Origin of the sequence: Asanoa sp. WMMD1127, from assembly GCF_029626225.1 — a bacterium.
In the GTDB taxonomy this organism is placed as follows: Bacteria; Actinomycetota; Actinomycetes; order Mycobacteriales; family Micromonosporaceae; genus Asanoa.
This window is the reverse complement of the sequence record NZ_JARUBP010000001.1, coordinates 4,135,602-4,148,525: the sequence shown is the minus strand read 5'-3', so window position 1 is coordinate 4,148,525 and position 12,924 is coordinate 4,135,602. Positions and strand designations below refer to the sequence as shown.

The 12,924-nt window shown below is 74.2% G+C and carries 10 protein-coding genes and 1 pseudogene; 4 read left to right on the top strand and 7 right to left on the bottom strand.

What is annotated here, in order from left to right; genetic code table 11:
• Positions 1 to 30: 30 nt before the first annotated feature.
• From O7635_RS19835 to O7635_RS19820, 4 genes are all read right to left on the bottom strand, one after another.
• Positions 31 to 807, bottom strand: coding sequence for a maleylpyruvate isomerase family mycothiol-dependent enzyme (locus O7635_RS19835; RefSeq protein WP_278081937.1), 777 nt, complete (start codon positions 805 to 807; stop codon positions 31 to 33).
• A 14-nt stretch (positions 808 to 821) separates the two neighbouring features.
• Positions 822 to 1,376, bottom strand: coding sequence for a dihydrofolate reductase family protein (locus O7635_RS19830; protein WP_278081936.1), 555 nt, complete (start codon positions 1,374 to 1,376; stop codon positions 822 to 824).
• Positions 1,377 to 1,452: 76 nt separating this feature from the next.
• On the bottom strand, positions 1,453 to 4,131 hold the full coding sequence (locus tag O7635_RS19825; protein ID WP_278085531.1) for a LuxR family transcriptional regulator: 2,679 nt from the start codon (positions 4,129 to 4,131) through the stop codon (positions 1,453 to 1,455).
• A 24-nt stretch (positions 4,132 to 4,155) separates the two neighbouring features.
• Positions 4,156 to 5,124, bottom strand: coding sequence for a 2-dehydropantoate 2-reductase (locus O7635_RS19820; protein WP_278081935.1), 969 nt, complete (start codon positions 5,122 to 5,124; stop codon positions 4,156 to 4,158).
• A gap of 48 nt (positions 5,125 to 5,172) precedes the next feature.
• Here O7635_RS19820 and O7635_RS19815 point away from each other — a divergent pair, with 48 nt between their 5' ends.
• Entirely contained in the window at positions 5,173 to 5,523 is a 351-nt protein-coding gene (locus tag O7635_RS19815; protein ID WP_278081934.1) for a DoxX family protein, read from the top strand.
• Here the strand turns inward: O7635_RS19815 and O7635_RS19810 are convergent.
• Together O7635_RS19810 and O7635_RS19805 are read right to left on the bottom strand one after the other, a co-directional pair.
• Entirely contained in the window at positions 5,514 to 6,701 is a 1,188-nt protein-coding gene (locus O7635_RS19810) for a metallophosphoesterase (RefSeq protein WP_278081933.1), read from the bottom strand. The two genes, O7635_RS19815 and O7635_RS19810, sit on opposite strands and share 10 nt — an antisense overlap.
• A gap of 30 nt (positions 6,702 to 6,731) precedes the next feature.
• Entirely contained in the window at positions 6,732 to 7,583 is an 852-nt protein-coding gene (locus O7635_RS19805; RefSeq protein WP_278081932.1) for a Rieske 2Fe-2S domain-containing protein, read from the bottom strand.
• A gap of 128 nt (positions 7,584 to 7,711) precedes the next feature.
• Between O7635_RS19805 and recQ the strand changes: the two are divergent.
• Positions 7,712 to 9,517: pseudogene (gene recQ, locus O7635_RS19800) on the top strand (DNA helicase RecQ); the annotation flags it as partial.
• Positions 9,518 to 9,764: 247 nt separating this feature from the next.
• Here the strand turns inward: recQ and O7635_RS19795 are convergent.
• On the bottom strand, positions 9,765 to 10,031 hold the full coding sequence (locus O7635_RS19795) for an SHOCT domain-containing protein (protein WP_278081931.1): 267 nt from the start codon (positions 10,029 to 10,031) through the stop codon (positions 9,765 to 9,767).
• Between the two features lie 127 nt (positions 10,032 to 10,158).
• Here O7635_RS19795 and O7635_RS19790 point away from each other — a divergent pair, with 127 nt between their 5' ends.
• Together O7635_RS19790 and O7635_RS19785 are read left to right on the top strand one after the other, a co-directional pair.
• Positions 10,159 to 11,160 (top strand): zinc-binding alcohol dehydrogenase family protein, encoded by a 1,002-nt coding sequence (locus O7635_RS19790; RefSeq protein WP_278081930.1) that lies wholly within the window; start codon positions 10,159 to 10,161, stop codon positions 11,158 to 11,160.
• 42 nt (positions 11,161 to 11,202) lie between these two features.
• Complete coding sequence (locus O7635_RS19785) at positions 11,203 to 12,897, top strand: helix-turn-helix transcriptional regulator (RefSeq protein WP_278081929.1); 1,695 nt, start codon at positions 11,203 to 11,205, stop codon at positions 12,895 to 12,897.
• The last annotated feature ends 27 nt before the right edge of the window (positions 12,898 to 12,924 follow it).

The window sequence follows — 12,924 nt, the reverse complement described above, 5'->3', positions numbered from 1 at the left end:
GACCGTCCACGACGGACGCGGTGACGCGGGTCAGTCGGTGACCCAGTCCATGTGGTTGATCCAGAGGTCGAGCAGGGCGCGGTCGCCGTCGATCGCCAGGCTGGACGCCGCGGCCAGGGGGCGGCGGCGGCTCAGCACGAGCAGCAGGTCGACGGCCGGGCCGCTGACCGTGACGTCCGCGTCGGCGTGTGCGCGTTCCAGGGCGACCTGGTCCGGCTCGCGGCGGGCCAGCCACTCCCCGGTCGCGTCGGTCGCGTGGAAGTGCAGGGTCTGGCCGTCGCCGCGCAGCGCGTCGGCGAAGTCCGGCCTGTTCTCCCAGTAGCCGCGCGAGGTCAGGGTGTCCAGCCAGTCCTCGATGGCCGCGACGGCCCGCTCGGGCGCCAACTCGTAGGGCACGCCGAGCGCCGCGGCCGCGTCCGCACGGTGCACGCTGGCCTCCCCGAACAGCCGGCGGGACCAGAACGGCACGCCCGCGTCCGCGCCGGACGGGTCCCACACCGGCGTGTCGTCGGTGACCGACTCGAACGCCTGCTTGGCCTCGGCCGCGCCCTGCGTCAACCAGGCGCGCCACTCGGCCGGGTCGGTCGGAGCGGGAACGTATCGGGCGAACGCGTTGCTCGGCTCGAGCATCCGCTCGCCCACGAGCATCGCCACCATGCGCTGTGTCGAGCCGACATGGTCGACGAGGTCGGCCACGGTCCACTTCGGACAGGTCGGCACCGGGGTCGCCGCATCCTTGTCGTGCACCCAGTCGGCGAAGGTGTTCGTCTGCTCGACAACACCGCTCAGATATGAGGACGTGTTCATCGCGGCACTCCCCCTCACGCGCCGGCCGGCCGGTAGCGCAGCCAGACCACCCCGGACCGATAAGGCGTGGCCGACACCAGCTGCAGGCGGATCGGGCCCACACCGTCGAGGATTCGCGGCCCGTCCGGCCACAGGTGCGGGTTCATCCAGAACCAGAACTCGTCGACCTGCCCCTGCGCGGCCAGCGTGTGCGCCAGCTCCCCGCACCCGGAGATGATCAGGTTGCCGGTGTGCTTGTCCTTGAGCGCGGGTACGGCCTGCGTGACCTCGCCCTCGATCAGCGTGGCGTTCCACTCCAGCGGCCCCGAGAGCGTCCGCGAGGCGACGTACTTCGGCATGTCGTTGATCCGCCCCGCGTAGTGGCCCATCGTCGGGTCCGCGGCGAGGTGCGGCCAGACCGCCGCCAGCCCTTCATAGGTCTTGCGGCCGAGCAGCAGCGCGTCGGCGAGGATCAGTTGCTCGAGGCCGGCGTCGCCGCTGTCGGCGTCGAGCTCCAGCCATTCCTCGGGTGTGGGCGCCTCGAAAGCGCCGTTGACGGTGACCTGGTTGTGGACGACGACCTTTCCCATGCGATCACGCTAGGAGCCGGTCGATGGGGTCCGCATCTGTCGAACGACTGCTGCGCGACCACCGGCCCGGCGGCCCTCATAAGTCGAGCTTCCCCAGCTCCGCCCGCCGCCTGACCCCGAGTTTCGGGTACGCCTTGTAGAGGTGATGGCCCACCGTGCGCGGGCTGAGGAACAGTTCGGCGGCGATCTCCCGGTTGCTCATGCCGGTCGCCGCGCGCCGCACCACCTGCAGCTCCTGCGGCGTCAGCCCGGTGGCGCTCCCGGCCTCCCCCGGTGCGGTCTCCCCGAGCGCGGTCAGCTCGGCCCGCACGCGCGGCAGCCAACCCTGTGCGCCGATCCGGTCGAAGGATTCGTACGCCGCCAGGAGCTGCTCCTTGGCCGCCGTCGGACGCCGGTGCCGGCGGAGCCACTCGCCGAACACGAGCCGGGTCCGGGCCCGGTCGTACGGGCCGCAGCGCTCGGCCGCCAACGCCTCCTCGAACCGGCGGTCCGCGGCCTCCCCGTCGTGCAGGAGCGCCTCGCACCGCAGCAGGAGCGCGGCGGCCACCGGGCTCTTCGTGTGCGCCGCCCACTCCGCGAGTCGGGGCAGGAACAGCCGGGCCCGAGCGGCGTCGCCGACCCGTACCGCCGCCTCGACGTGGTCGGGGACCGCCCGCACCATGATGTCGCGGCCGGGCGCGGCCACGCAGGCGTCCTCGAGTCGCTCCAGCGCGCGCCCGGGGTCGCCGCTCGTGAGGTCCACGAGACCGAGTGCCCAGTTGGCCTGTGCGGCCGCCATCCCGTGCCGGCGGGAGTCGGCGACGACGCGGGTCGCCAGCCGACGGGCGTGGTCGGGCTCGCCCCGGGCCGCGGCGAGCCACGCCGCCGTCGCGGAGAGGACGACCACCTGGAGCTCCAGGCCGAGCTCCGCGCCGAGCGCCATCGCCTCGGCGACGCTGCCGTCCGCGTCGCGGAGGCGGCCGGTCGCCAGCTGGGCCAGCGCCAAGGGCTCCTGGGCGTACGGCAGCCAGCCCAGCTCGCCGCGGCCACGCAGCTCTCCGACCTGGCGGTCGAGCATCGCCAGGGCCAGGTCGTCCTCCCCCACCAGCAACCCGAGGAACGCGGCGTTCAAGCGCTCCAGTTTGGCCCCGTTCTCGCTGTCGCGGGCCGCGAGGAGCGCGTCGCGCATCGGCCCGACCGCCGCCGCCACGTCACCGCACAGCAGGTCGGCGAAGCCCACCAGACCACCGATCGAGGGCACGGCGTCCTGCGTCAGCGCCCGGAGCCACCCGGCGCAGCGCCGCAGCAGCTCCACGTCCGCCGCGTCGCGCGCGCACCAGGTGGCTTCGATCAGGATCGAGACGGCGAGACGCGGGTCGGTCGCGAGCACCGGCGCCGCGGCCGCCAACGCGAGTCGGCACGCCTCGGCCGGCGACGCCCGCTCGTAGGCGACCTGCGCGCGGATCCAGCCGGCCTCCGCGATCTCGGCGGGCACGTCGGTCAGCTCGGCGCCGGCCGCCGCCAGCTCGACAGCCCGATCGAGCTGCCCGGCGTCGTAGGCCGCCCGGCCGGCGGCGACCAGCCGCCGGCCGCGGACGGTCGGCGCCGCGGTCAAATGGGCTGCCCGATCCAGGGCCCGCGCCACGGCCGCCGCCGCGCCCCGCCCCGTGGCCCGCTGGGCGACCTGCTCCAGACCGTCCGCGGCCGCGTCGTCCGGCCCGGCGGCGGCGGCCGCGACGTGCCAGGCCCGCCGGTCGGCATCGCGCGGATCGGTCAGCACCCGGGCCAGGGCGCGGTGGGCGGCGAGCCGACGGGCGAAGGGCGCCTCCTGATAGGCCGCGGCCCGGATCAGCGGGTGGCGGAACAGCACGCCGTCGGCCGTGACGTGCACGAGCCGGCTCCGCTCGGCCGGCTCGAAGTCAGCCGCGTCGCTGCCGAGCTCGGCCGCGGCGGCGAGCAGGGTCGGCAGCGGCGAGCCGTGGTCGGCCGCGGCCAGCAGCAGGACCGTCCTGGTCGGTTCCGCGAGCGCGCCCACCAGCCGGCGGAAGTGCGCGTCGAGCCGCCCCGCGGCCGGCAAGGGCGCGACCGGCGCCGGGTCCTCCGGCGCCTCCGTCGCGTGGGCCGCCAACTCGACGACCGCGAGCGGGTTGCCGCCGGACTCCGCCACGATGCGGTCGACGACACCGCTCGGCAGCGCCGACGCGGCCACGGCGAGGCGAGCGGCATCCACAGTGTCCAGTCGCCGCAGCGCGATGCTCTCCACACCGGACGCCGGGAACGCGGCCTCGCCGTCGCGCGCCGCGAAGATGGTCGCGACCGGGTCGGCGTGCAGGCGGCGCACCGCGAACAGCAGGGCGTCGATCGACGACTGGTCGAACCACTGCGCATCGTCGAGCAGGCACAGCAGCGGCCGGTGGTCGGCGATCTCGGAGAGCAGCGACAGCGTCGCCGCGCCCGGCAGCATCCGTTCGACGGAGGCGTCGCTGGCGCCGAACGCGGCCCGCAGCGCCTCCGCCTGCGCTTCGGGCAACCTCTCCAGCAGGTGCAGGTCGCGGACGAACATCAGGTGCAGAGCGGCGTACGCCACCTCGGCCTCGGACTCGATCCCCACCACCCGCAGCACCCGCATGCCGCCAGCGACGCTCTCCGCGTAGTCGAGGAGCGCCGTCTTGCCGATTCCGGCCTCCCCGCGTAGCACCAGCGAGCGACTGCGACCGCCCTTCGCGTCGGCCACCACACGATTGATCCGCGACTGTTCGGCTGAGCGTCCAACCATCACAGCCCGGCACGCTACGCGGTGTCAGGGCAGCAGGGACAGGAACTCGGCGGGGGTGAGTGCGCCGGGTCGGGTGTGGTCGCGGGCCGCGCGGTTGACCAGCCGGCGGGCCAGTTCGTTGGCCGGGGTCGCGACGCCGTGCAGGCGGCCCAGCAGCACGATCTCGCCGTTGAGGTAGTCGGCCTCGACCGTGCCCGTGCCCCGGGCGAGGCTCTGCCAACTCGACCCGCCGCCGCGCGGCGTGCCCTCGACCGGCTGGATCGACAGCAGGTTCCGCCGGCGCTGCGCGTCCTCCGCCGCCGTGGCCACGTCGATGCCGGCCACCCGCAGCACCTCGGTCGCCTCGGCGCGGAGCAGGGCGTCCACCTTGTCGATGCCGTCGGCCTCGGGGCCACACAGGGCCTGGATCGAGTTGCCGAGGTTCATCAGCAGCTTCGCGTACTTCCAGCGCATGATGTCCGGGCGTGCTTCCGAGGCGAAGCCGGCGCCGCGCAGACCCGCCGCGACCGCCGTGGCCGTGTCGTCGACACCGCCCGGATAGCGGCCCACGTCGAGCCCGCCGGGCGTCGGCGCGCTGTGGGCGACCACCACGCCCGGCGCGAGGTGGGTGGCGGGGAGAATCACCCATACGCCGTACACGTTGGGGAAGTGCCGCAGCGCGGCCCGCTCGTTGGCCACGCCGTTCTGCAGGCAGAGCACGGGCGTCTCCGGCGGCGCGGCGGCCGCCAGCGGGGGCAGCACGTCGGGCGTGTCCATGCCCTTGACCGCGAGCACGGCGACATCGCCGGGGCGCCACTCGTGCTCGGTGACCGCGCCGACCGCGGGGAGCCGCAGCGTCTGCCGGCCCTCCGGCGAGTGCAGCGCGAGCCCGTCGCGGCGGATCGCGTCGAGGTGCGCCCCGCGGGCCACCAGCACCACGTCCTCGCCGGCGGCGGCCAACCGGCCACCGACCACACCGCCGACAGCGCCGGCGCCCACGATCACCCATCGCACGCCGTCGAATCTATGTCACACATCCGGTGGTCATCCCGTCCTGTGACCATGGCCATCCTCGCCGACCCGGTCTGGCCGGTGGTGGCGTTCGCCGCCGTCCAGTACGCCGACGCCGCCTTCTGCTGGAAGCCCGTCGACTTCGTCCGCCGCTGCCTCGACGACGTGCACACCCCGCCGCTGGTGCGGCGCCTGCTCACGCCCATCAAGGCGGCCGCCGGCACCGGCCTGCTGCTGGGCCTGGTCGTCCCGTACCTCGGCGTGGTGACCTGTGCCGCGCTGGTCGCCTACTTCGCGATCGCCGTCGCCATGCACATCCGCGCCCACGACCTCCACCGCAACTTCCGCAACGCGATCGCCCTCGGCGTGGTCTCGGGCCTGGTCAGCCTCTGCTACCTGTGACCGGCCCACAACGTGAGCAGCGTGATCTCGCTCGGCGCGAAGACCCGGAACGGCGGCCCCCAGAAGCCGGTGCCGCGGCTCGTGTAGAGCTGGGTGCGCTCGCCGTGCCGGCTCAGCCCCTGCAGCACCGGCTGGTCGGTCAGCACCAGGTAGTGGAAGGGCCAGATCTGGCCGCCGTGGGTGTGCCCCGAGATCTGCAGGTCGATGCCGTGCGCGACGGCGCCGTCGATCTGCCGCGGTTGGTGGGCCAGCAGCAGGACCGGCAGGTCCGGGTCGGCGCCGGCGAGGGCGGCGGCGTGGTCGGTGCGGTGTCCGGGGTCGCCCGAGTTCGCCGCGGTGCGGTCGTCGACACCGGCCACGACCAGGCTCGCGCCGTCGCGGGTCAGCACGAAGTGGCGGTTGTGCAACGACTCCCAGCCGAGGTCGCGCATGTGGTCGAGCCAGCCCTGCGCCTCGGAGAAGTACTCGTGGTTGCCCGTCACGTAGGCCCGGCCGTAGCGGGCCTTCACCTGCCCCAGCGGCGCCGCCTGCTCGAGCCGCTCGGCGACGGTGCCGTCGGCGATGTCGCCGGTGTGACAGACCAGGTCGGCGTCGAGCGCGTTGACCACGTCGACGACGCCGGCCGACCAGCGCGCCCGGTTGATCGGGCCGTAGTGCGTGTCGGTCAGCAGCACCACGCGCAGGCCGTCGAGCCCGGCGCCCAGGCGCGGGACGGTGACGTCGATCGCGCGTACCCGGGAGACCCGCATCGCCTCGTAGTGGCCCCAGCCGAGCAGCACCAGCGCGGCCAGCACCGCGGCGCCGGCCGTGACGCGGGACCGGAGCGGGTCGTCGACACCGCCGAGAAACAGACCGAGGCGCACGAGCTGGGCCAGGATCGTGCACGTGAACAGCACCCAGATGACGCCGAGCATGGTGTCGCCGATGCGGGCCGCCCAGTCGCGGTGGCGCCGGCCGTGGCCGAGCACCATCAGCCGGCCGTAGGCCACCGCGCCGAAGAAGAAGATCGCGCTGCCGAGGCCGAGCACCCAGGCCGGCCAGTCCTGCCCGGCGAACACCAGCAGCCCGCACGGCACTCCGAACAGGATGAGCACCATCGTGGCGAGCGTGAGCGCCGTCCGCCGCCGCCGGATGGGCTGGTACGGCGGCGGCTCCGGCACGATCTCAGCAGCGGTCACGGGCGAAGCATGTCACGACGGCCGCGCGGGCTACGGAAGGTTGGCCTCGACCACGTCGTTGACGATGCGCGTACGCAGGACGGGTTGGTCCGACCCGGCGGGCCCGTGCATGACGAGGCCGTCGTTGAGCCGGAACACGCTGCCGTGCCACGGGCACTCGACGCAGGTGTCGCCGTCGACGTCGACCACGCGGCCCTCGCTGAGCGGGCCGGTCTCGTGGCCGCAGCGCTCCAGCAGCACCGACACCCGGTCGCCGTCGCGGTAGACCAGCACGGGCACCTCGCCGATGCTGCGGGCGACCGGCACACCGTGTGGCAGCGCGCTGATGTCGGCCACCGGGTGCCAGCCGTCGCTGATCCGGTGCAGCTGCGCGACCGCCTGGTTGACCTGGGCGCCCTGCTTGTAGGCGAGGTGGCCGCCGAGGAACGCGCTGACGTTGACGACGCCGAACGCCGCGAAGCCGAGGATCCGGCCGGTCCGGTGGTCACCGCGCAGGCGGGCGGCGAGGGAGGCGCTGTAGAGCCCGAGCGTCACGACGTTGGCCGCCATGTGCACGAGGCCCACCCGGCGCTGTTCGTGGTCGAGCTCGGCCCAGTCGTTGAGGCCGGCCAGCGCGGTCGGCACCGCGCCTGCCACGCCGACACCCACCAGCGTGGTCGCGGGCAGCTCCTGGCGGGGAATGACGTCGAGCACCGCGGCGCTCGTCCACGAGCCCAGCGTGAAGGAGGCCAGGGCCGGATGGACCGGATGACCCAGCTGTACGCCGTGCAGGGTGTCCCGCAGGAGGCGGGGCTTGAGCACCGCCCGCAGCGCGCGCTGAATAGGATCGCTGATCCGGTCGAGACCGGACGCCTGTTCGAGTCTGGTCAGCAGCTGCTTCATCGCTTCGGGTTTCCCTCGGGAGGGCACCCCAAACGCGACGAGTTATCCCTGGTAAACGGGTTATCCACAGGCCTTCCTGGGCTAGGCTGCCAGCCCCATAGAATCGCCGGGTGACGACGTCAGCGGAGATGGTGGGCGCCAAGCCGATCGAGGTGCTGCGGCGCCTGTTCGGCTACGACACGTTCCGCAACCAGCAGGCGGAGATCATCGACCAGCTGGTCGGCGGGGGTGACGCGCTGGTCCTGATGCCGACCGGTGGCGGCAAGTCGCTGTGCTACCAGATCCCGGCGATCGTCCGCCCCGGCGTCGGCGTGGTGATCTCCCCGCTGATCGCCCTCATGCAGGACCAGGTCGACGCGTTGCGCGCGCTGGGCGTGCGGGCCGGGTTCGTCAACTCCACCCAGGACTGGGACGAGCGCCGGGAGACCGAGGCCGCCTTCACCCGCGGCGACCTCGACCTGCTCTACCTGGCGCCCGAGGCGCTCGGCTCGCCCACCACCATGCGCCTGCTCGAGCGCGGGCGGATATCCCTGTTCGCCATCGACGAGGCGCACTGCGTGGCGCAGTGGGGTCACGACTTCCGGCCCGACTACCTGGGCCTCTCGGTGCTCCACGAGCGCTGGCCCGACGTGCCGCGGATCGCCCTGACCGCGACCGCCACCACCGAGACCCGCGACGAGATCGCCACGCGGCTCAAGCTGACCGACGCCGAGCGCTACGTGGCGAGCTTCGACCGGCCCAACATCCAATACCGCATCGTCCCCAAGAAGAGCCCGGCCACCCAGCTGCTCGACTTCCTGCGCACCGAGCACAAGGGCGACGCGGGCATCGTCTACTGCCTGTCCCGGGCGTCGGTGGAGCGCACCGCCGAGCTGCTGGTGGCCAACGGGGTCGCGGCCCTGCCCTACCACGCGGGCCTCGAGGCCCGCACCCGCTCCGACAACCAGTCCCGCTTCCTGCGCGAGGACGGTCTGGTCATGGTGGCCACGATCGCGTTCGGCATGGGCATCGACAAGCCCGACGTGCGCTTCGTGGCCCACCTCGACCTGCCGAAGTCGGTGGAGGGCTACTACCAGGAGACCGGCCGGGCCGGGCGGGACGGGCTGCCGTCGACGGCCTGGCTGGCCTACGGCCTGCAGGACGTGGTGCAGCAGCGCAAGATGATCGAGACCTCCGACGCCGACCGGACCCGCCGCCGCGCGCTGGCCCAGCACCTCGACGCGATGCTGGCGCTGTGCGAGACGGTCTCGTGCCGGCGGGTGCAGCTGCTGGCCTACTTCGGCGAGACCGGCTCGCCGTGCGGCAACTGCGACACGTGCCTGACGCCGCCGTCCTCCTTCGACGGCACCATCGCCGCGCAGAAGCTGCTCTCCGCGGTGCTGCGCCTCGACCGCGAGCGCAACCAGCGATTCGGCGCCGGTCAGGTGATCGACATCCTGCTCGGCCGGCAGACCGACAAGATCTCGAAGTTCCGGCACGACAAGCTCTCGGTCTTCGGCGTGGGCACCGAACTGTCCGAGGCCGAGTGGCGCGGGGCGGTCCGCCAGCTCCTGGCGCAGGGCCTGCTCGCGGTCGAGGGCGACTACGGCACGCTGGTGCTCACCGACGCCAGCCGCACTGTGCTGTCCAAGGAGCGCCAGGTCATGCTCCGCCGCGACCCACCCAGGACGCCGCGCCAGTCCGCGAGCCGCGCGGCTCCCAAGGCGGCCGCGCCGTTGGCCGGCGAGGCGGTCGGCCTGTTCGAGCGCCTACGCGCCTGGCGGGCGGCAACAGCCAAGGAGCAGGGCGTCCCGGCCTACGTGATCTTCCACGACGCGACGCTCCGCCAGATCGCCACCGACGAGCCCCACACGCTGGCCGACCTGGGCCGGATCAGCGGCGTCGGCGAGAACAAGCTGGCCAAGTACGGCCAGCAGGTCCTCGACGTGCTGGCCGAGGCCCTACCGGCCGCGCCCGCGGAGCCCGCGGCGCCGGCGGCGCCGGCTGGGCGGGCGGTGCCCGCCGGGCGGGCGGCGCCCGCGCCACGCGCCGGCCGCGCGGACGACGACCTGTGGGGCGACGAGGAGTTGATCGAGCCCGACTGGGACGAATGAGGGCTGTGCCGGCCTGACGGCCGGCACCGCCCCCTGCCGCAGGCGCGGCGTGCCCGGCCGAGCGGCGTGCCCGGCCGGGCCCGGCCCGTCAGCGCTTGTCGCGCAGGTTCGCACGCCGCTCGCGCAGCTCGTGTTCGTCGATCTCACCGCGCGCGTACCGCTCCGCCAGCGTCTGTTCGGCCGCGTGCCGGGCGGACCGGCGCGGTGAGCGGTTCCAGATGAAGTAGCCGATCACCGACACCACGAGCACCCAGAACACGATCGGAAAGACGATCCACCAGCCGGGTCCGCCGTGGTTCCAGGGGCCGTTGTGCCAGGCGGGGTCGGCGGCATAGGTCGTGAGCTGTCCCAACATCATGAGCTCCTCACCGGGAAAGACATCTGCTGACGCTCTCGACGGTCTCGCGCGCGGCCGCGTCCGGCGTCGGCCCACGAGCGACATCCGGCGTACGCAGCCGGACGCAGCCCCTACCGTTGAGCACATGGGCGATCTCATGCATGCGGTCGGCTACCGCAAGGCATTGCCGATCTCCGATCCCGACAGCCTGGTCGACGCGGACGTGCCGGTGCCCACCCCCGGGCCGCACGACCTGCTGGTCCGCGTCGAGGCGGTGTCGGTCAACCCGGCCGACGTCAAGTCGCGATCGGGCAGCGACCCGGACGGCTTCCGGATCCTCGGGTACGACGCCGCCGGTGTCGTGACGGCCGTCGGCGCCGCGGTGACGCGGTTCGGGGTCGGTGACGAGGTCTGGTACGCCGGACGCATCGACCGCCCCGGCAGCAACGCCCGGTTCCAGACCGTCAACGAGAACATCGTCGGACCCAAGCCGGCGTCGCTGGACTTCGCCGCGGCGGCCGCGTTGCCGCTGACCACGATCACGGCATGGGAGATGCTGTTCGACCACTTCGGACTGACCGAGGCCAGCACCGGAACCCTGCTGATGGTCGGCGCGGCCGGCGGCGTCGGCTCGATGGTGCTGCAGCTGGCCCGCGCCCGCACCGGGTTGACGGTGGTCGGCACGGCCGGTCGCGGCGACTCGCAGCAGTGGGCCGGCGACATGGGCGCGCACCACGTCGTCGACCGCCACCACCTGGTCGACTCGGTGCGCGCCGTGGCACCGGACGGCGTCGACTACATCATCAGCCCGTTCTCCAAGGGCAACATCGAGGCGTACGCGGAGCTGATCCGACCCCTCGGCCACATCGCCGCCACCGACGAACCGGCGGGCCTGGACCTGTTGCCGCTCAAGCCGAAGAGCGTGACGTGGCACTGGGAGCTGATGTTCACGCGGCCGATCCTGCTGCCGGACGACGCCTACCAGAGCGACCTGCTGACGCAGACGGCGAAGCTGGTCGACGCCGGCACGGTCCGCTCCACGATGACCACCCGCCTCGGCCCCCTCGACGCGGCCACGATGCGCGACGCGCACGCCCGGGTCGAGGCCTCCGCCGCCATCGGCAAGGTGGTCGTCACCGCGGGCTGACGTGCGGGCCGCCCGGGAGTTGAATGGAACCGGGAGGCATCGGTGGACACGCTCGCACAGGCCCGGGAACACCACCGCCGGCACGCGTGGGTGGACGCCTGCGCCACGTTCGCCGCGGCCGACGCGGCCGCCCCGCTGTCGCTCGACGACCTCGAACGGCTGGCCGAGTGCGCCCAGGTGCTCGGCCGCCTCGACGAGGCGGTGGCGGTGCGGCACCGCCTCTACACGGCGTACGCCGCCGCCGGGGCCACCGGCCCGGCCATGCGCACCGCCTTCTACCTGGCGCACGCGCTCGTCGTGAAGGGTGAGCCCGCCCTGGCCGGTGGCTGGCTGGCCCGCGCCCGCCGGCTCGCCGCGCCGGCCGCGGGGCCAGGCGCGGGGCCCGGCGCGGGGCCGGGCGCGGGGCCCGGCGCAGGGCCGGGCGCGGGGCCCGGCGCAGGGCCGGGCGCGGGGCCGGCCGTCGAGCCGGCCGAGGTCGGCTATCTGCTGGTGCCGGAGGCGGAGCAGCGGTTCGGCGCGGGCGACCTCGCCGGGGCCGAAGCCACGGCCGCGGAGGTGGCCCTGCTGGCCGCCCGGCTCGGCGACCCGGACCTGGCCGCGATCGCGGTGCACATCCAGGGCCGGGCCCGCATCCGGCAGGGCCACGTGTCCGACGGGCTCGCCCTGCTCGACGAGGCGCTGCTGGAGGTGACCTCCGGCGCGACGTCCGCGCCGGTCACGAGCTGGCTCTACTGCAGCGTCATCGACGCCTGCCGCGAGCTGCACGAGCTGACCCGGGCTCGCGAGTGGACGGTCGCGCTCAACGCGTGGTGCGACGCGCGACCCCAGTTCTCCGGTGTGTTCTCCGCGGTGTGCCGGATCCATCGCGCGGAGCTGTTGCTGCTCGGCGGCGAGTGGCCGGACGCGGTGCGCGAGGCCCGGCTCGCCTGCGCCCAGCTGACGGCGGGCCACGGCGCCGCGATGGCCGGGCCGGCGCACTACCAGCTCGCGGAGGCGCACCGGCTGCGGGGCGATGCCACCGCGGCCGCCGACGCCTACCGCGCGGCGAGCGCATTCGGCGGGCCGACCCAGCCCGGGCTCGCGCTGCTCTGGCTTACCCAGGGCCGGGCGGGCGCGGCCGCCGCCGCGATCCGGCGGGAGCTGCTCGAGACCGGGCCGCCGCTGGCCCGGGCCCGGCTGCTGCCCGCGTACGTCGAGATCATGGTGGCCGCGACCGATCGCGTGGCGGCGCGCTCCGCCGCGGCCGAGCTCGCCCGGATCGCCGACGCGTTCGACACCGCCGGCCTGCGGGCCCGGTCCGCGTACGCCGACGGGGTGGTCCACCTGGCCGCCGGCGAACCGGACGCCGCCCTGCCGCCGCTGCGCCGGGCGGCACAGCTGTGGCGCGACCTGACGGCGCCCTACGAGGCGGCCCGCGCCCGCATCGGGATCGGTCTTGCGTGCCGGGCGCTCGGCGACGAGGATTCGGCCACCCTGGAGCTGGACGCGGCCCACGAGACGTTCGCCCGGCTCGGCGCGGCGACGCCCGGCCCACGCGCGGAGGTGGCCGGCCTGAGCGCCCGCGAGGTGGAGGTGCTCCGGCTGGTCGCGGTCGGCCGTTCCAACCGCGCCATCGCCGGCGAGCTGGCGATCAGCAATCGCACCGTCGAGCGGCACGTGAGCAACATCCTCACCAAGTTGGGCGTCGGCTCCCGCACGGCCGCGGCCGCGTACGCCTTCGCCCACGGCATCCGCTGAGCCGCTGCGGGAAATCACCCACGCGTC

Bases quoted from the DNA above. Each gene is read 5' to 3' on its own strand.
- O7635_RS19835 (WP_278081937.1), bottom strand. From the start codon at position 807: ATGAACACGTCCTCATATCTGAGCGGTGTTGTCGAGCAGACGAACACC.
- O7635_RS19830 (WP_278081936.1), bottom strand. From the start codon at position 1,376: ATGGGAAAGGTCGTCGTCCACAACCAGGTCACCGTCAACGGCGCTTTC.
- O7635_RS19825 (WP_278085531.1), bottom strand. From the start codon at position 4,131: ATGGTTGGACGCTCAGCCGAACAGTCGCGGATCAATCGTGTGGTGGCC.
- O7635_RS19815 (WP_278081934.1), top strand. From the start codon at position 5,173: ATGGCCATCCTCGCCGACCCGGTCTGGCCGGTGGTGGCGTTCGCCGCC.
- O7635_RS19805 (WP_278081932.1), bottom strand. From the start codon at position 7,583: ATGAAGCAGCTGCTGACCAGACTCGAACAGGCGTCCGGTCTCGACCGG.
- O7635_RS19795 (WP_278081931.1), bottom strand. From the start codon at position 10,031: ATGTTGGGACAGCTCACGACCTATGCCGCCGACCCCGCCTGGCACAAC.
- O7635_RS19790 (WP_278081930.1), top strand. From the start codon at position 10,159: ATGGGCGATCTCATGCATGCGGTCGGCTACCGCAAGGCATTGCCGATC.